The 19217-nt window shown below is 34.0% G+C and carries 14 protein-coding genes; 10 read left to right on the top strand and 4 right to left on the bottom strand.

The window, feature by feature from the left end; translation table 11 throughout:
- The first annotated feature begins 162 nt into the window (after positions 1-162).
- The 8 genes from tsaD (at position 163) to AC4FQ3_RS17245 (ending at position 7558) form a co-directional block, all read left to right on the top strand.
- Positions 163-1185 carry a tRNA (adenosine(37)-N6)-threonylcarbamoyltransferase complex transferase subunit TsaD gene (gene tsaD / locus AC4FQ3_RS17280; RefSeq protein ID WP_042565057.1) on the top strand — a complete coding sequence of 341 codons (1023 nt, stop codon included), beginning with the start codon at positions 163-165 and terminating at the stop codon, positions 1183-1185.
- 2 nt (positions 1186-1187) lie between these two features.
- Complete coding sequence (locus tag AC4FQ3_RS17275; RefSeq protein ID WP_463460398.1) at positions 1188-1898, top strand: 16S rRNA (uracil(1498)-N(3))-methyltransferase; 711 nt, start codon at positions 1188-1190, stop codon at positions 1896-1898.
- A gap of 104 nt (positions 1899-2002) precedes the next feature.
- On the top strand, positions 2003-2641 hold the full coding sequence (locus AC4FQ3_RS17270; RefSeq protein WP_042565059.1) for a DUF4159 domain-containing protein: 639 nt from the start codon (positions 2003-2005) through the stop codon (positions 2639-2641).
- Positions 2642-3002: 361 nt separating this feature from the next.
- Positions 3003-3497 (top strand): TrmH family RNA methyltransferase, encoded by a 495-nt coding sequence (locus AC4FQ3_RS17265; RefSeq protein ID WP_491182667.1) that lies wholly within the window; start codon positions 3003-3005, stop codon positions 3495-3497.
- A gap of 158 nt (positions 3498-3655) precedes the next feature.
- Complete coding sequence (locus tag AC4FQ3_RS17260) at positions 3656-4606, top strand: zinc metalloprotease (protein ID WP_491182666.1); 951 nt, start codon at positions 3656-3658, stop codon at positions 4604-4606.
- Positions 4607-4716: 110 nt separating this feature from the next.
- Complete coding sequence (locus AC4FQ3_RS17255) at positions 4717-5808, top strand: AI-2E family transporter (RefSeq protein WP_042565062.1); 1092 nt, start codon at positions 4717-4719, stop codon at positions 5806-5808.
- 2 nt (positions 5809-5810) lie between these two features.
- Entirely contained in the window at positions 5811-6998 is a 1188-nt protein-coding gene (locus AC4FQ3_RS17250; RefSeq protein WP_491182665.1) for a THUMP-like domain-containing protein, read from the top strand.
- Complete coding sequence (locus AC4FQ3_RS17245) at positions 6995-7558, top strand: hypothetical protein (RefSeq protein ID WP_042565064.1); 564 nt, start codon at positions 6995-6997, stop codon at positions 7556-7558. The genes AC4FQ3_RS17250 and AC4FQ3_RS17245 overlap by 4 nt, the downstream gene beginning before the upstream one ends.
- A 71-nt stretch (positions 7559-7629) precedes the next feature.
- Here the strand turns inward: AC4FQ3_RS17245 and AC4FQ3_RS17240 are convergent, their stop codons facing one another.
- Positions 7630-11175: a DUF8696 domain-containing protein gene (locus tag AC4FQ3_RS17240; RefSeq protein WP_491182664.1), complete on the bottom strand. Its 3546-nt coding sequence runs from the start codon at positions 11173-11175 to the stop codon at positions 7630-7632.
- A 567-nt stretch (positions 11176-11742) separates the two neighbouring features.
- On the bottom strand, positions 11743-12408 hold the full coding sequence (locus AC4FQ3_RS17235) for a M15 family metallopeptidase (RefSeq protein WP_042565066.1): 666 nt from the start codon (positions 12406-12408) through the stop codon (positions 11743-11745).
- A 157-nt stretch (positions 12409-12565) separates the two neighbouring features.
- On the opposite strand from AC4FQ3_RS17235, the gene AC4FQ3_RS17230 reads away from it, so the two are divergent.
- On the top strand, positions 12566-14317 hold the full coding sequence (locus AC4FQ3_RS17230; protein WP_042565067.1) for a CocE/NonD family hydrolase: 1752 nt from the start codon (positions 12566-12568) through the stop codon (positions 14315-14317).
- Positions 14318-14322: 5 nt separating this feature from the next.
- Here the strand turns inward: AC4FQ3_RS17230 and AC4FQ3_RS17225 are convergent, their stop codons facing one another.
- Both AC4FQ3_RS17225 and AC4FQ3_RS17220 read right to left on the bottom strand, forming a co-directional pair.
- Entirely contained in the window at positions 14323-15018 is a 696-nt protein-coding gene (locus AC4FQ3_RS17225; protein ID WP_042565068.1) for a LytR/AlgR family response regulator transcription factor, read from the bottom strand.
- Positions 15015-16733 carry a histidine kinase gene (locus AC4FQ3_RS17220; protein WP_042565069.1) on the bottom strand — a complete coding sequence of 573 codons (1719 nt, stop codon included), beginning with the start codon at positions 16731-16733 and terminating at the stop codon, positions 15015-15017. The genes AC4FQ3_RS17225 and AC4FQ3_RS17220 overlap by 4 nt, the downstream gene beginning before the upstream one ends.
- 58 nt (positions 16734-16791) lie before the next feature.
- On the opposite strand from AC4FQ3_RS17220, the gene AC4FQ3_RS17215 reads away from it, so the two are divergent.
- The gene (locus AC4FQ3_RS17215) at positions 16792-19164 is read left to right on the top strand and encodes a TonB-dependent receptor (RefSeq protein ID WP_491182663.1); all 2373 of its coding nucleotides are present in this window, start codon (positions 16792-16794) and stop codon (positions 19162-19164) included.
- Positions 19165-19217 lie beyond the last annotated feature (53 nt).

The following is a 19217-nucleotide window of genomic DNA, read 5'->3' as shown; positions in this document are numbered from 1 at the left end:
ACTTTTTTGATAGCTCTTTAATTTTAGTTTTCTTTTAAATTTACTTTGAACAGACAAAGAACGACTGTTTTTGATAAAAATTCTTTAATTTTGGCTTCTACTTCAATCAAAGAAATTTAAAAATTTGATTTGTCAAATATAATCCAAAATTCGTGCCTTTATATGCAAAATTCAGAGGTTTTTATTCTTGCCATCGAAAGTTCTTGCGATGATACTGCGGCTGCAGTTTTACATAACGACAAAGTACTTTCAAATGTTGTGGCTAACCAGCTAATTCATAATCAATACGGCGGCGTTGTTCCTGAGTTGGCTTCGAGAGCACATCAGCAAAATATTGTTCCTGTGATTGATGCTGCACTTCGCAAAGCAAATGTACAAAAAGAACAATTAACTGCCATTGCCTTTACACAAGGACCTGGCTTGATGGGTTCTTTATTGGTAGGAAGTTCTTTTAGCAAATCACTTTCATTAGCATTAAATATTCCGCTAATTGCTGTAAATCACATGCATGCACATATTTTAGCACATTTTATTGATGAAGAAGGTTTTGATAAGCCTGAATTTCCGTTTTTGGCCCTGACCATTAGTGGCGGCCACACACAAATTGTAAAAGTAAATGGTTTTTTTGACATGGAAATTATCGGTGAAACCACTGATGACGCAGTTGGAGAAGCTTTTGACAAGAGTGCAAAAATTCTCGGACTTCCCTATCCCGGCGGACCTTTGATCGATAAATATGCGAAAGAAGGAAATCCAAAAGCTTTTGCTTTTACAAAACCAAAAGTGCCCGGACTGGATTTTAGTTTCTCTGGTTTAAAAACAGCAATTTTATATTTTATTCAGAAGAAAAAATTAGAAAACCCAAATTTCATCGAAGAAAACCTCAATGATATTTGTGCTTCTATTCAATATACAATTATCGAAATTTTGATGGACAAATTAAAATTAGCGGTAAAAGAAACCGGAATTAAGCAAATTGCCATTGGCGGCGGTGTTTCGGCAAACTCCGGAATCAGAACGCGTTTGAAAGAAAGCGAAGGCAAATACGGCTGGAAAACTTTTGTTCCAAAATTTGAATACACTACAGATAATGCTGCCATGATTGGAATTGTAGGATATCAAAAATATTTATCAAATCGCTTTGAAACTCAGGCAGTAGTTTCAAAAGCACGAATTCAATTTTAATTATGCAATTATTTTACAATCCGAATATAGATGAAACGACCGAAACTTTTTCTTTTGATAAAGAAGAAAGCCGTCACATTATAAAAGTATTACGCAAAAAAGATTCAGATATCCTACACGTTACAAACGGTTTAGGTTTAGTTTTTGAAACAGAAATTACACTGGCTTCAGACAATAAATGTATTGTTGAAGTACTTTCAATAACAAAATCTCCGGAACCAAAATTCCGTTTGCATCTGGCGGTTGCGCCAACCAAAATGAACGATCGTTTTGAATGGTTTTTAGAAAAAGCTACAGAAATTGGTATTCAGGAAATCACGCCAATTTTTTGCGACAGATCTGAAAGAAAAGTGGTTAACAAAGAACGTTTTGAAAAAATTATCCTTTCGGCGATGAAACAATCGAATGAAACGTATTTGCCAAAATTAAACGAGGCCATTTCGTTTAAGGAATTCATCAAACAAAAAAACGAAGGTTTACAATTGATCGCACATTGCGAAGAAACCGATAAAAAATCATTAAAAGAAGTTTTAAAACCAAACGAAAACGTAACCTTATTAATTGGTCCCGAAGGCGATTTTTCTGAAAAAGAAATTGCATTGGCCATAGAGAATAATTTTCAGCCGGTAATGTTAGGAAATACACGTTTACGCACTGAAACTGCTGCTGTTGTGGCGTGTCATAGTGTGGTTTTTTTTAATGAGAGTGTTTAGCTGATTGGTTACGTAAAACCTTTGTCAACGTTTTGAACTTTGACAAAGGTTACTGCAGAGTTTGTTGTAAAGATTTCTGTCGAAAGACAAAAAATATAAATTAAATGAAAAAAATATTTTACTTATTATTCCTTCTTTCCCTTCCTTCTTTTTCTCAGGAAATAGCTTTATTAAAATACAGCGGCGGAGGCGATTGGTATGCAAATCCAACCTCTTTGCCTAACTTAATTCAGTTTTGTAATTCAAATATCAATACGAGAATAAAAGCGAAACCATCAACGGTTGAGCCGGGAAATCCTGACTTGCTTTCGTATCCTTTTGTACATATGACAGGTCACGGAAATGTGGTTTTTAGCGATACTGATGTCGAAAACTTAAGAAATTACCTTACTGGCGGAGGTTTTCTTCATATTGATGATAATTACGGAATGGATCAATATATTCGAAAAGAAATCAAAAAGATATTCCCAAATAATAATTTGATTGAAATTCCCGCAAATCATCCTATTTTTCAAAAGCCATTTCCTTTTCCGAATGGTTTGCCAAAAATTCACGAACACGATGGAACACGTGCTCAGGCATTTGGCATTTTTATCGAAAACAAACTGGTTTTATTATATACTTACGAATGCGATTTGGGTGATGGCTGGGAAGATGCAGAAGTACACAACGATCCACTTGCAGCGAGAGATAAAGCACTAAAAATGGGTGCTAACATCATCAATTATATTTTTACGAATTAAAACCGGTTGGGTGCAATTGTTTTAACACATAGAAACATAGATTATTGAGCTCAAAAAGGCCTTTCACTCGCATTAACAAACATAGAGCTATGTGTGAAGAAACGAGTTTCTTTTTGGTTTACTTATTTCTAAATATAAAATCTATGTTTCTATGTGTTTAATTATTTTTTTTTGACATTACACCCAACGGATTAATTAAAACTCATTGGCATAATTAATTATAACTCATTGAAAAATAAAATTTTGATTGAATTTTAAATATTCAGAAATCAATTTTTTTACAAAGCAAACTAACATAAAAATTGCGGTTTCACATTTTTAATTCTCAATTTTTAATTTTTAATTCTTAATTCTTTACAAAGTGCAGCTTACTCACGAAGAAAATCAATTTGAGCGAAAAACGTTTCCGATAACGCTGGTTTGTGATCATATTTATTTTCAACAAAATATTGGTTCTCTTTTTAGAATTGCCGAAGCTTTTGGCGTAGAAAATATTATTTTTTTAGGAAAAGATATTCCGCTGACTCCCCGAAAAATTAATAAAACGTCAAGAAGCACACATCTTTATGTGCCGCATACTGTAATCGAACAAACGGCTGAAGTTGTCGATTATTTAACTTCAAATAACTTCGAAATTATCGCTCTGGAAATTGCAAGCAGCAGCAAGCCTCTTAAAGAAGTTGCAATTCCTGACAATCAAAAAATTGCATTGATCGTAGGAAGCGAAATTGACGGAATATCAGATGAACTTTTAAAAATTTCGAACCAAATTGTACACATAAATATGTTCGGAAAGAACAGTTCGATGAATGTCGTACAGGCCACAAGTATAGCTTTGTACGAAATTACTTCTTAATAAATTTAGTTAAATTTTTGTAAGAACTAGATTATATAAGGGATTGTAAAATTCTCACAAATAATTATTTGTAAATATTTTGCTACTTAAAACTTTTGTTATAAAATTGCGATATTGTTTAACTAATCAACAATATTATAACAAAAACCCCTATTATTATGAAAAAAGTTTTTTTATCCGCAGTTACAGCCCTATTGCTGTTTTCTTGTCAAAATGATTCAACAGAATCAGCAGGTTCAAATGTAAGTGCAATTGCCCACAGAGGATGTGCCTCTCAACAAGTTTTAGAAGCTCAATTAAAAGCTGATCCAACGTTGGCGATCAGAATGAATGAAATTGAAGCTTTTACAAACAAAGCTTTACTTACAGGCAAACTTGTAAATGGTAAAGTTCAAATTCCGGTAGTTGTAAATGTTTTATACAGAACAACAGCAGAAAACATTTCGAATGCACAGATTCAAACTCAAATCGATGTATTAAACAAAGATTTTAATGCCTTAAACTCTGATTACGGAAACGTTCCTGCATTATTTGCTGGTGTTAAAGCAAATGTTGGTATTTCATTTGTTTTAGATCAGGTAATTAGAAAATCAACCACAAAAACATCTTGGGGAACAAATGATGCCATGAAAAAAACGGCTCAGGGAGGTCTTGCACCAACTTCTCCAACTACAAAGCTTAACTTATGGTCTTGTACTATTGGTGGCGGAATTTTAGGTTATGCTCAATTTCCTGGTGGAGCTTCTTCTACTGACGGAGTTGTAGTTGATCCTAGATATTTTGGTTTGTCTGGTTCTGCTAATGCTCCTTTCAATTTAGGAAGAACAGCTACTCACGAAGTAGGTCACTGGATGAACTTACGTCACATTTGGGGAGATGCAACTTGCGGAAGCGATTTAGTATCTGATACTCCAACTCATAACGAAGAAAACTATGGTGTACCGGCTTATCCTCACTACAGTACTTGCTCTGGAACTCCAGTAGAAATGACAATGAACTACATGGATTATGTTGATGATAATGCAATGTACATGTTCTCTAACGGACAAAAAAGCAGAATGGCTGCGATTTTTGTAACCGGAGGTCCAAGAGCTGCATTTGGTATCTAAAAGATATTCAATTTCATACACTAAAAGCGAGATAGTATATATCTCGCTTTTTTTGTTTTCGCCCTGAAATATAAAAGCTTTTTCCTATATTTATAATCTAAAACTGAATCATGATCACATCAAAAATTATTTCTAATGGAATATTACGAGCTTTAACCACTATCCTGGTTGTTGGTATAATTTTATATTTTTTATACGAAATTCAAACCGTAATTGTCTATTTATGTATTTCATTGATATTATGTTTGATAGCCAATCCGTTAGTTCAGTTTTTAAAAAATAAATTAAAATTCAGTAACTCATTGGCTGCCACAACTACCATAATTGTTTTCATATTAACAATGATTGGTTTTATATTTTTGTTTGTTCCGTTGATTATTTCACAAGCCAATAATTTATCTCTTTTAGATACAAATCATTTACAGGCGCAATTTTTAGAAGCCGAACGAAGCATTGAAACTTACTTTAACATTCCTCACGTAGATTTAAACAAAGTACTGAAAGAATCTAAGATAACATCCATGCTTAGTTTTAGTTATTTTACAGGATTTATCAATTCTATTTTAGGATTTGTTGCTGATATGGGAATGGGATTAGTCTCTGTATTTTTTATTACTTTTTTCTTTATTAAAGATCAGGATAATTTTAAATCGACAGCCAGAAAAATTTTGCCAGATAATAATGAAGATAAAATCATCAATTCTGTTACTAAAATCAATCACTTTTTAACCCGTTACTTTATTGGTTTACTGCTTCAATTAACGGTTGTTTTTATTTTGTATTTAATTGTTTTAATGATTTTTGGAAACAGAAATGCCTTCGTAATTGCTTTTCTATGTGCTATACTAAATATTATTCCGTACATAGGGCCAATTATTGGAACTGTTTTAGCAGGACTTTTGACAATGATTAGCATGATTGGAAGCGATTTTCAAACAGAGATTTTACCAAAAACTATTTATGTAATCATCGGTTTTATGATTGTTCAGGCAATTGATAATAATATTAGCCAGCCGATAATTTCATCAAAAAGTGTAAATTCGCATCCGTTAGAAATATTCCTGATTACTTTAATTAGCGGAATTACTTTTGGAATCGTAGGAATGATTATTGCAATTCCGGTTTTTACAATGGTGAAAGTAATTTTGAAAGAATTTTTTCCTGACAACAAAATTGTCTCCGTATTAACCGAAAGAATTTAGCATTGAACACTTCTATTTTAAACAAAAATATTCAAGAATTTATTACCCAAAATAGCGGTGTTTCGATTACAAAATTAGCGCTTCAGAAAAATCCTTTTCCGGAACTAGAATGGATTTTAATTTTAAATCAAATTGAAGCCAAATCAAAAGCAAAAGACAAATTACCAACTTGGTTTTCAACAGAAAATATCATTTATCCAAGCAAGATTTCTGTAGAACAAACCTCATCAGAAAAAACAGCGGCTTATAAAGCTTCTTTAATTTCGGGTGAAAGTTTAATTGATCTTACAGGAGGTTTTGGTGTTGATGATTATTATTTTTCTAAAAACTTTAAAACTGTTGCACATTGCGAAATAAACGAAGATTTATCGGCTATTGTAAAACACAATTTTGAGCAGTTACAAGTTGATAATTGTACATTTTATGCGGATGATTCTTCAACTATTTTAAATAATTTAGAGCAAAAGTGGGATTGGATTTATATTGATCCTTCTCGAAGAAATGATGCAAAAGGCAAAGTTTTTATGCTGAAAGACTGTTTGCCAAATGTTCCGGAATCTTTAGATTTTTATTTCGAAAAAAGTGATTCAATTTTAATTAAAACAGCGCCTTTATTAGATATTTCGGCAGGTTTATCTGAATTGAAATTCGTAAAAAACATTCATATTATTGCTTTGGAAAATGAAGTAAAAGAATTGCTTTTTGAAATTCACAATCATTATTCAGGCGAAATAACCATCAAAACAGCGAACATTTTAAAAGACAAAACTGAAACTTTTGAATTTATTTTGGGCGACCAATTAGATTTGCCTTTTTATCATTTACCGCAAAAATTTCTATACGAACCCAATTCTGCCATTATGAAATCAGGTGGTTTTGATGAAGTTAGTACTTCTTTCCAAATAAATAAACTGCATAAACATTCTCATTTATATACTTCTGATGAATTGATTGATTTTCCGGGAAGAGCTTTTGAAATTGAAAAAGTGATTTCATACAGCAAAAATGATATGAAAACGGAACTCTTAAATCAGCAGGCAAATATTACCACAAGAAATTTTCCGGACACGGTAGAAAACATTAGAAAAAAGTGGAAAATAAAAAATGGAGGAAATTTGTATTGTTTTTTTACAACAGATAAAAATGATAACAAAATAGTTTTAATTTGCAGAAAAATAACTGAAAAATGAAACAACTAATTACATTAACTTTTTTTCTATTAACCTTTACTGCTTTTGCCCAAAAACCATGTGAATACAGTGCAAATGTATCTGATTCTATTGGTACTTATAAAGTTACAAACGAATACATGATAAGCGAAAAAAACTTTGGCGGAACTTCAAATTATGTATTCTTTTCGTTGGCACAAACTGATGGTTTACCAACCTTAAACCTGCAATTGATTCAAAAAAGCAAAGATTTTGTAAAAGCAAATTGTTTTGACAAAAACTCAAAAGTATTTTTACAATTACAAAACGGTAAAATTGTAACGCTAATTCATATCGATCAGGAAAACTGCGGAACTCTTATTCGCGATAAAGAATATAATAACAGGGTAACTACCGGAATTTTCATGTTTATGAAAGATAATTTTGAAGAACTAAAAAAATCTCCTGTTACGATTATGCGAATTAAATATTTAACTGATATTGAAGATTATATCGTAAGAAGCGAATTAACTTCTGAAATGAACAAAAAAGTATATCATCCGGATACTTACTTCATGGAAAACATTCGATGTGTTGAATAACTATTCGCTATTTCTCATAAAAAACCATTCCGCAAAACGGAATGGTTTTTAAATTTTAACCTGAATTCAATTTAATAACTTACTTTTTTTGTCTCAGTTCGATTATTATCTAAAACAACTTTGACGATCAAAATCTGATGACGGTTGGTTAAATTATCTATAACCAATTTAGAATCGCCAATTTTCTCTTTTTTGTAGAGTAAACTACCTGACATATCATAAACAAGAACCTCATCAATATTTTCATTGAAAGTTTCAACGTTAATCACTTTGTTTTTAGAAGCTATTGAAATTGTATTGTTTGCCGATTTTGCGCCTTCTGGTGCGAAAAATTGATAAGGAACTCCAACTGTTACGTCCTGATCACAACCTTGCTCTGAAATTATTTTTAGAAGATAAGTACCGGATGACAGATTATCAATAAGTAAAGAACCTGTATTTGATTCGTAAATTGTTCCGCCTGGACTAATCGCTACCAACGAATTACCCTCAGGTAAATTTTCTACAAAAATACTCCCCAAAGATCCAGATGTTTCTGGTGTAGTTGTAATTGCAACTTCCGGTGATTGGTTAATAGGTACTGTAAAAACCGAACCTGTACTTACCACACCGTTCGCATCTTTTACAGTCAATGTTCCGGTATAAGTTCCGCCACCAGTTCCCGCAGGAATCAGAATCTTGATTGGGCTGGCAGGTAATTCTGCATCTGTAACGGCTGCAAAACTATTTGCAGGAGAAGAATCCCAAACAATACTATAAGAGACCGGAGATCCCGTTGTTGCACTGTAGCTTAACGCTGTTCCTTGCAGATCATTACTTGAACAAACAGTATTTGTTGATTCTGCTAATGTTATTGTTGGTGGTACAACCGCATCATTAACTATTATTGTTACTGCTAGATCCGTTTTACAAGTTCCGCTATAAATAGTCAGTAGTCCAACATAGCTTCCCTCCGGAATATTTGGAGATATTTCAATTGTATTGATTACGCCCCCGCCCGGAGCAAAAGTGAATGGAGTTAAACCTTGATTATCTATTGGACTATTAGTTGAAAAAACGTCCCAATTAATAGAATATCCTGTAGGGTTTCCTGTAACTGCAGTATATGCCAATGATGTTGTTTGTGAACTGGTACTTGTAAAAACCGGAGAGATTGTTCCATTTGTTGTAATTGTAGGTTTTTCATTTACAAATACAGTAAAAGCCGTACCAATACTAACATCACCATTTGCGTTTTTTACGGTCAACAAACCGGAATAATCATCAACAGGAGTTCCGGCAGCAACTGGAATCGTAATTGCACCAGGCGGTAATACTGCATCAGTAACATTTGTAAAGTGTACCAGAGCAAAAGAATCCCATGCTATGCTGTAGGTAACTGGTGATCCGGTTGTTTCAGTATAATTTAACAGTATACTTTGCGGATTAGAACTAAAACATACGTTATCTGAACTTAATCCGCTTATAGTTGGTAAATCCTCAACTGTTACAGTTGTGGGATCAGAATTTACAATTTCACAATTTCCACTTCGTACAACAGCTCTAAATTGTGTAGTTTCTGTTAATGCCTCTGAAAAATAAATAGAACTTACATTTGCGATATCAACCCATGTCGTAAACGGGCTTACAGCTGACTGCCACTTAAGAACGAATCCTGTATGACCTGATAAAGTCAGCAAACCACTTGTTTCACCAGAATTAATTGTTGTGCCACCAGTTACTGTTCCGCCAACAGTTTCTGGAGTTATTGTTATAGTTACCGGATATTGAGAACTGCAAAATTCATTTCTCAATATAAATAATCCTTCGTAGGTTCCCGGCAAAACATTTGCTGGTATTTCGATTTGGATTTTACTACCAGTTGGATCAAAAATGTTTGGAGTATCAGGAATATCATCTAAGAAAGCTGCATTTGCTGTGCTGTCCCAATCAATAGCATAACTTGTAGGATTTCCGGAAGAAGCACTATAAAATAAAGTTGATATTTGCGAAGTGTTGTTTGCACAAACTTCAGAAAATATTCCATCAAATTCAATTGTTGGAGTTGCATTTACGGTTACAGTAAAAACTGAACCTGTACTTACACCACCATTTGCATTTTTCACAGTCAATGTTCCGGTATAAGTTCCGGCAACAGCTCCCGCAGGAACTGCAATCGTAATTGGACTAGATGGCAATGCTGCATCTGTAACAGCTGCAAAACTATTTGTTGGAGAAGAATTCCAAACAATACTATAGGTAATTGGAGATCCCGTTGTTGCACTGTAACTTAACGCCGTACTTTGTGCATTAGCACTTGTACATACATTACTTGCAGCTAATCCCGTTATAGTAGGTAAAGGCACTACTGTAACCGTTGTTGCAGCAGAATTTGCTGCTGCACAAGTCCCACTTTGTACAACTGCTCTAAATTGCGTAGTTGCTGTTAATACTCCTGAAGTATAAGTTGTATTTGTATTAGCAATATCAACCCATGTCGTAAACGGACTTACAGCTGACTGCCATTTAACCACAGATCCTGTATGACCGGATAAAGTTAATAAACCACTTGTGCTTCCTGCATTAATTGTTGTTCCGCCTGTTACTGTTCCGCCAACTGTTGCAGGCGAAATAATTACTGTGGCTGTATTATTAGAAGTAATAGTTGAAGAACAAGTCGCAGAAGTAATTTTGGTTACTGTTATGGTACTAGAACCCACGGTATTTAATCCTACTGCCGTAAAAACACCGGTGCCTGCTGTGCTTACTGTTAAATTTGCTGTTAATGCTGTAGCACTGGGATTACTTCTGTTATAAGTCACTACGTAATTACCAACCGGTAATGATGATGCGCCAGAAGTTAACGTTACTGTTGATGTTGTACCACTAGAAGCACACACATTAGTTGCTGTTGTACTGGTAACATTATAAGTGGGACACGTATAAGAAATAGTTAGCTGACCTGCCGCACCAGTTCCTCCAACTTGAGCGGCACCTAATGCAGAATTTATTGCCCCACCGCCACCGCCACCTGGAGATGAACCAGCATTTCCGGGTGCAGTACCCAAAATTAGACTCGATAACCCCGGACCTCCCGCGCCTCCTGCGTTGGCCCCCGCACCACCAGCTCCTGAAGAAAGCAATAATGATAATAGTGAGGTACTGCCATTGCCTCCTGAAGTTCCTGCAAAACGAACTGTTCCTTTAGAATTGGCAACTGTTCCTCCAATGCCACCAACAGGTGTTCCACCTGCATTGTTTGCTCCTCCACCTGAACCACCAGCGGCTAGAAATAAAGATTCATAACCTGAAATGGTAGAATTGCCTCCTGCTGTGCCATTAGCTCCGGAAGCTCCCAAAGTTTGACCAGCCACCACTACATTCAAGGTAGCTCCGGGAGTAACTGTAAGTGTGGAGCTTGCAAAGGCACCTCCACCTCCACCGGCAGCACCTCTTCCTAAAAGCAATCCGGCACCGCTCGCACCTCCACCGGATCCTCCTCCGCCCCATGCACTTACATTAATAGAAGTTACACCATTAGGAACAGGAAATGCTCCATTGGTGACAAATGTTTTCGTGGTCTGCGCCCAGGAAAAAGTAATAATAAAAACGAGCAATAAACATAATTTTAGTCTCATAATAATTTTTTTTAATGGTTAAAAAAACTTTTGTTAATAATGAGGCTTATACAAAAACAGAAGCATATCTGACTAAAGGAGCTAGTCAAAGCATTCTTTCCAAGGAGGATATAAAATCACAACTATCTAATATATAGGTAGTTAAAAAACTAGGATGATGAAATTAACCAAAAAAAATTAATCAATAATATATAATTCAGTATATTATTATGCACTTTGACAGATAAAATAAGATTATTCTCTCTTTTTTAACATCCGAAATAATAATTTGTTAGAATTAACTTTTTTTTACATCTCAATACATAAGTTTAATCCTATATAAGTGAAAATCAAATTATTATATCTTCAAGTTTTATAAACAGATATAAATCACGACAAAAAATAGAATACGGAGTAATTAAAGAAATTTTATGTGCATGGAAAACAATTTTAAAGAACTAAAAATTGTCTGCTACGATTAAGCGAGTTGAATATTTTATTGATATTAATAATAGTATCTAAGAAGCGATAAACTTCTTAAATGAATAACAAAAAATACTTTTGTGGATATCTGGATATGCGGAATAGTTATTCGCAATCCCATTTTTGATTGGAAACCTTATCTTTTAAACCGGTTTTTAAATTATAATGCCACCACTCTGAATCGAATGAATTAAAGCCATTGGCAATCATTATTTTTTTAAGATAAGCACGATTTGATTTTATTTTGCTTGAAAGTTTGGTATAATTGTGACTTGCTTTAATTCCGAAGAAATCAAAAGGAGTTCCCATATCAACTTCTTTTCCATTGGCGTCAACAATAGAAATATCAACCGCACCTCCTCTATTATGGATAGAACCTTTTTTTGGATCTGCGACATACTCCGGATTCGATACAATTTCCCACATTCTCTTTTGTATAAATAAAGGTCTGTAACAATCGTACAGCTTTATTTTATAACCTTTTTTCATAAAATCTTTATTGGCAGCAATTAGCGCCTGCACCGTTTTTAATCGTAAAACACATTCGGCGCAATCATATACTTTGGCTTTCAGAAAATTATCTTCAGTTGCATATTTCATGTCGTAGATAAAATCTTTGCTATAATCTTTTAAATTCACAAAAGTCGTATCTGCAATCTCGTGTTTTACCGGGCTTGAATAAGCTTCATGTTGAGCATTCATGGAAATTGCAGAGAAAAAAAATCCAAAAATGAATGAGAATTGAATATATAGCAGAAGATTTATTTTCATTGTGAAGATTTATTGTATGAAGTAAATATAGTCAAAACAGCTTAAAACAAAAAACCGGCTCTAAAATCAAAGTTAATTATAGCTAAACATCTGCTTTAATTGTAACACTTTTCAATAATTGTTGTCTATTAATTAGAATTCATTTAACTTTCTAATTATGTGCAATAAAAGAATCCTATTATTTATAAGTTTATTTTTAGTTGTTCTCAATTTATCGGCTCAGCAAAGAAAGGCTACTAAATTGACGAGCCAAACAAGCGATTATGATATTCAGGATAGCGTTTCGGTAAAAACCCGTGATGGCGCGATTTTATCAGCCATAATTGTTCGCAAAAAAGAAGATACTACTCCGAAACCGGTAATTCTTCAATATACAATTTATGTCAGAGACAAAGGCAGAGATCTAAAAACCTTAAAAGAATCTGCAGATCATGGTTATGTTGGTATAATGATATATAGCAGAGGAAAACGGTTTAGTCCAAATGAAATAAATCCGTACGAGAATGAAAACACCGATGTGTATGACGCCATTGACTGGATTAGCAAACAAAAATGGTGCAACGGAAGTGTTGGAATGTTTGGTGGCAGTTACAATGGTTTTACGCAATGGGCGGCTTGCAAAACAGTTCATCCGGCATTAAAAACAATTGTTCCTTATGTTGCTAACAGACCCGGAATGGGTTTGCCAATGGAAAATAATATTTTTATTAATCCAAATTACGAGTGGGCTTTTTATGTTAGCAATAATAAATATTTAGATACGGTTTCGGGAAATAACAGGCAGCGTTTTAGAACAATGCAATCGAAATGGTGGGAATCCGGTACGGCCTACAAAAAACTGGACAGTATTGATGGCGAACCAAATAGATTGTTTCAAAAATGGATAAGTCATCCTGCATTTGATAATTACTGGCAAAAAATGGCTCCGTACAAATTAGATTTTGCACAAATAAATATTCCCGTTTTAGCTTTTGATGGCTATTATAACGATTCTCAAAATTCAAGTTTATATTATTTAAGAGAACTTCAAAAATACAATCCCAATACGCCGGCTTATTTAATTATTGGTCCATACGGGCATTTTGGAACCCAAATTGGCGGTGAGGCTGTTATAAATGATTATAAAGTTGATTCGTTGGCATTAATCGATATCAAAAAAATTACGTATCAATGGTTTGATTTTATTTTGAAGAACGGAACTAAACCAGAAGTGCTAAAAGATAAAATCAATTATGAAGTTATGGGCGCAAACTCATGGCGAAGTGCTCCTTCAATAGATAAAATGCACAACGGCTTTCTGACTTTTTATTTAACAAATACTAAGTCCGGAAATTTTTATACGGCAAACTCTAAAAAATCCGGTAAAAATGATTTTCTATTACAACAAATAGATCTTGCTGACAGACAGAAAAGCAGCAATAACGATTATTATCCAGATCCGATAATTAAAAAAGAAATTGATACAACGAGTGGATTTCGTTTTATAAGTGATCCATTAAAAGAACCTGTAATTGTAAACGGTTCCTTTTTAGGAGAATTAAAAATAAGTATCAATAAAAGAGATGTTGATTTGGGTGTAACTGTTTATGAAGTATTGCCAAATGGCGAATATTTTCATTTGTCCTATTACATTGGCCGCGCCAGTTATGCAAAAAATATTGAAAAAAGACAATTGCTAAAGCCTGATGCTATTGAAACAATTTCTTTTTCGAATACGCATTTGGTAAGCAAGCAATTAAGCAAAGGAAGCAGATTGCTTATTGTTATCGATGTAAATAAAAATTCGTTTTCTCAATTAAATTATGGAACTGATAAAGAAGTAAGCGATGAAACTATTAAAGATGCAAAAGTGCCTTTGCAAATAAAATGGTATACCGATAGTTTTGTGAAAATTCCTGTTTTGAGATAACAAAATCAAATCATTTTATGGCGAATTTCCTTGTACTTAGATCGGCCTACAGGCAAAAGTTCGGCATTTTTAAGTAACATGCTGTATTTCCCTCCGGGTTCTACAATGAGTTTATCGGCTTCGTTCCAGCAGACAATAAACGATTTGTGTATTCGCTCGAAAGTTGAGGGAAGTAATTTTTCCAGAGATTCTAAAGATTTATCATGAAGTTCAATACGGTTATCTGATAAATGCAATTCGGTATAAATTCCCGCGCCTTTAATGTATCGGATATCTTTAATGGAGACCAGTCTAATGGTTTTCCCTTTTTTTACTGCTAAAAACTGAAGATCTCCATTGGGTTGTTTTTCTGGTGAAGTAAAACGTCTAAAAGCTTGTGTCAATCTGTTTTCATCAAAGGGTTTGCCTACAAAGTCCAGAACTCCATAACCAAATGCTGTAATTGCCTTATCTGTATAAGCCGAAATAATAATGGTTTGAAATGACCTTGCTACCACATTTTGCAGAACATCAAACCCATCTTCGCCGTTTAAATTCAAATCCAGCAATAGCAAATCGATTGAATTTTGGTCAATGATACTTAATCCGTTTTCAACTGAATCACAAAGTAAAATCCCGGTCTCCTTATCAAAAAAATCCCGCGTCATTCTTTCTATTCGTTTGGCAATTCTGGCCTCGTCTTCAATAATCAGAATCTTCATCTTTTATCAAAAATTTTAATTGTTGTCATCCAGCCTTCCTCTACTTCATGAGAATCAAAATGCCAGTTGGTACCGTAACTTTCATTCAATCTGGCACTGATATATTTAAAACCTGTTCCGTTACTTTTCTCTTTTCTAGTTTTTCGGTTTTTTGCAATCGTTTGTAATGTATATTCTTTATAGTTTTTTTCTTTTGTAAAACTTAAACAAAAACAAATACAGCCTTTTTTGGGTGGTAAACTGTGTGTAATTCCGTTTTCAATAATGGTATGAATAATCGCAGGCGGAATTTCTTCATTTTCATCAATATTTTTTTCCTCCCAATCATAGCAAACTTCTTTACGAAAAGACATTACTTCCAGATGTTTTCGACACAATTCAATTTCTTGTCTAATAGGAATAAGTGTATCTTCGGAAATGGCATTCATAATATCAAATTCGTCTGCCAGTGCCCGAATAAATACAACGCCTTGCTGTGGTGATTCTTCAACCCAATCGATCAACGAGGTTAAAGTATTTCGAAGAAAATGCGGCTGAATATTTTTCTTGATCAGTTCTAACTGCAATCTTGACGAAAGTAATAAGGATGCATTATGAGCCTCTTCGATTGCTTTTGCCCGAATGGTATGAAGATACAACATAGAAAGTACGATAATGGTAAAACCGATAAACAATCCAAAATCATAGAAAATATAGCGATTAACAACAACACTTACCAGTAAGCCCGCGACAACAATCGATCCGCCTTTGATTTTTCGGAATGTGGCATTTGCTGCTATAATAATAGAAATAAGACACATGGCATAGCTAAAATAAATCGCCGTTATATCATAATGTCCATAATTAGTAATATAGATTACAATAAGACTGGTAAACAAAAGAAACAAAAACAACCGCTTTTTTTTGAAGTCAAACTGCAGCATAAAATACCACGGAACCAGAATTGAAATGGCAAAGGTGAGCAAGCCCACGATTTGTAAACGGGTATAAAATTGAGTATATGGAATGTCTACATAAAATTTGACATATTCTATAATTAAAAGACAGAAGAAAAGCAGACAAATTATGCCAAAAACCAAAACAGTTGTTTCTTTACGAGTGCTGTTTATGTATAGAAAAAAATAATAAATAGCAGCAATAAGAAAAGCTCCTGCCATGAGATTCATAAAAGACATTACAATAAGCGGCGAGCGATGAAGTCTTAAAAAGCTTTCGAGTCTTATATCAATTCCACGATTTGCTTCTCGCAATTGCGTTTGTGTTCCAATAATAGTGATCATGTGCAAGCCAATATTGCCTCTTTTTTCGGGTATTTCATAATACGTCGTTTCAGTGCCAGCTACTTCGGGCTGACCAGATTGGACCATTTTACCGTTGCTTCCCACAAAAATACCATCCCAATAAACATCAAAAGCACCAAAACCATTCACCTGTAAACCTAATGGTCCGGCATTATTATCACGTTTAATCAACTTTACCGGTATTTGAACTTTAAAAAGATCTTCTGCAGATTTACCCAGATAATCTTGTACACGATCTTCATTAACATAATAAGAATAAGATGCATCCGATTTCACATAATCAGTATACTGTTTACACGAGGTAAACAAAAGCAGTAAAAAAGCGCTAAAAAAGGTCAGTCGATACATAAGATAAAGATAGAATAAATATCGAATTGAGAAATGCATTTCAAAAGCTCTTAGAGCCGTTTGCATGTTTTAAAAGGTCTCATTTTATTTTATCAACTAATCTTGTACTATATAACCAATCAACATGAAAACCCTAATAACCAGTATTTTAATTTTACTATTTCACTTTTTGGCCAATGCGCAGCAAGCCACTGTTTCCGGAAAAGTTCAGGACAATACCACCAAAGAAGCATTGCCGTATGTAACAATAGCGGTAAAAGACAGCGCCTTAAAAACAGTACTAATTGGTGTTACTGATGAGCATGGCGTTTTTAGTTTAGAAAAATTGCCAATAGGAAAAATGACCATTTCTTTTAGTTTTATGGGATATCAAAATTATACGCAGCCATTGGAGATTATTTCGGGTAAAGCAAAAATAGAATTAGGAACTATTGGTTTAGCTACTGATGCAGTTCAATTGAATGCCGTAGAGATTAATGGTCAAAAACCAAACATTAGTTTAAAACTGGATAAAAAGGTTTTTGAAGTTGGTAAAGATGTGCTTTCGCAAAATGGCTCTGCCAATGATGTTTTAAATGGAGTACCGTCTGTTGCAGTTAGTCCAACCGGCGGAGTGAGTCTTCGTGGCAACAGCAGTGTATTAGTCCTTATTAATGGACGACAATCCGGTCTTACCCAAACCAACGCGCTTGATCAAATCGCTGCCGACCAAATCGATCGTATAGAAGTTATTACGAATCCTTCGTCAAGATATGATGCTTCTGGTTCTGCAGGAATTATTAATATTATATTGAAAAAAAACAAAAAAAGTGGTTTTAATGGTCAGGTACGATTGGTGGCCGGTTCACCAAATGATAGCCGTCTTAATCCAAGTATCAACTACAAATCAGATAAAATCAATATTTTTTCAAATTTCAGCATTCGCTCATCTGATTACGTTGGTTTGTATACAACAAATCAGTCCACTATTAATAATGGCACGCCAAGTCTAATGAACCGTGTGCAAAATGAAGACCGTCACGACGATGGAAAACTGATGTATCTTGGGGCTGATTATTTTTTTGACGATCACCACACTATTACCGCAGCTTTTTTAAAGAATGCCACACATGATAATGATAAAACTCACCTAAAATACGATTACAGCAACGATACGAGCCTGGATAGCACTTTAATAAGACAAGGCAAATCATTGGAAAAAAGGGATTACAATCAATTAGAATTTAACTATACACAAACATTTAAACAAGAGGCAAAAAAATGGACTATTAACGTTCAATACGATTGGTGGAACAGTGATAAAAACTGGAATCTTTCAACAGAGCGTTTATTTCCAACTCCAGTAACTTATCCTGGAATTAGAACAAAATCAATAGGCAATAGTAAAGATTTACTTATTCAGAGTGATTTTATACAACCTATTGATAGTGTTTCGGTATTTGAATTTGGTATAAAAAGTGAGATTCGCAAAGTCTCCAGTGATTTTTTGGCCGAACAGCAACAAGAAAATGACTGGACAATTTACCAAAACATTGATAATAATTTGAAATATACCGAGACCATTTCCAGCACATATGCTCAATTTAGCAACAAAACAGGCCAATTCAATTACATGCTGGGTTTGCGTACAGAACTAACCCAAATTTCTATTACAGATATTAAAAACACATATGACGACAAGAAAAATTATGCAAAACTATTCCCTACTGTTAATATGAGTTATAAATTTGAGACTTCGACTTTGCAGCTTAATTACAGCAAACGCATTAACCGCCCGGCTTTGTATGCTTTATATCCTTTTAATGAACTGACGGATTTAAACGCACAATATATTGGAAATCCAGATCTTAATCCTTCTTATACCGATGCATTTGAACTGGGTTTTCTTAAAACCTGGAAAAAACTAACCCTGAATCCTTCCGTTTATTATCAGAGAGAAAAAAATTATATTCAGGATTTTACTTACCGTGAGAATGATATATTTTATACAACACCAATTAATATTGACTACGAAACGCGCACTGGTTTTGAACTTTCTACATTATACAATCCATTAAAATGGTTACAGATAAATGTAGAAATGAACTTTTACAGCTTTGTACAAAAAGGAAATTATCAGGAAAAAAACCTTGATTATAACGGAGAAACTTTTACAGGACGTTTAAGTACGCAGATTAAACTGCCGGCTAAATTTAGTTTTCAGGGCCGCTATAACTTTCGTGGAGAACAGCAAAATGCACAAACCACAAATGCAGCATTGCAATCAATCGATTTTGGTTTGAGCAAAAATTTATTAAAAGACAAAGCAACAATTGTATTTGATGTAAGCAACGCTTTTAATTTACGCCAAAACAAAAACACCACAACTGGCACCGATTATTTATTTAAAGAAGTAAGCATACCTAACGCCGCCCGATACCGACTGAGTTTTGTTTATCGTTTTAACCTAACCGATCCAAAAGTGATCAGACAAGCCAATAGTGCTAATCGTAATTAAACACGAATTTCACTAATTTGAACTAATTAGTTTGTGAAATTTAATTTCGCAAA

This window comes from Flavobacterium sp. AK-345 (genome assembly GCF_058310175.1).
Note: the sequence above shows the minus strand (reverse complement) of the source record. Positions and strands in the feature narration are given on the sequence as shown.

Coding starts and splice junctions, on each gene's coding strand:
- AC4FQ3_RS17215 (WP_491182663.1), top strand. CDS start 16,792: ATGAAAACCCTAATAACCAGTATTTTAATTTTACTATTTCACTTTTTG.
- AC4FQ3_RS17275 (WP_463460398.1), top strand. CDS start 1,188: ATGCAATTATTTTACAATCCGAATATAGATGAAACGACCGAAACTTTT.
- AC4FQ3_RS17245 (WP_042565064.1), top strand. CDS start 6,995: ATGAAACAACTAATTACATTAACTTTTTTTCTATTAACCTTTACTGCT.
- AC4FQ3_RS17255 (WP_042565062.1), top strand. CDS start 4,717: ATGATCACATCAAAAATTATTTCTAATGGAATATTACGAGCTTTAACC.
- AC4FQ3_RS17225 (WP_042565068.1), bottom strand. CDS start 15,018: ATGAAGATTCTGATTATTGAAGACGAGGCCAGAATTGCCAAACGAATA.
- tsaD (WP_042565057.1), top strand. CDS start 163: ATGCAAAATTCAGAGGTTTTTATTCTTGCCATCGAAAGTTCTTGCGAT.
- AC4FQ3_RS17235 (WP_042565066.1), bottom strand. CDS start 12,408: ATGAAAATAAATCTTCTGCTATATATTCAATTCTCATTCATTTTTGGA.
- AC4FQ3_RS17220 (WP_042565069.1), bottom strand. CDS start 16,733: ATGCAAACGGCTCTAAGAGCTTTTGAAATGCATTTCTCAATTCGATAT.
- AC4FQ3_RS17240 (WP_491182664.1), bottom strand. CDS start 11,175: ATGAGACTAAAATTATGTTTATTGCTCGTTTTTATTATTACTTTTTCC.
- AC4FQ3_RS17260 (WP_491182666.1), top strand. CDS start 3,656: ATGAAAAAAGTTTTTTTATCCGCAGTTACAGCCCTATTGCTGTTTTCT.
- AC4FQ3_RS17270 (WP_042565059.1), top strand. CDS start 2,003: ATGAAAAAAATATTTTACTTATTATTCCTTCTTTCCCTTCCTTCTTTT.
- AC4FQ3_RS17230 (WP_042565067.1), top strand. CDS start 12,566: ATGTGCAATAAAAGAATCCTATTATTTATAAGTTTATTTTTAGTTGTT.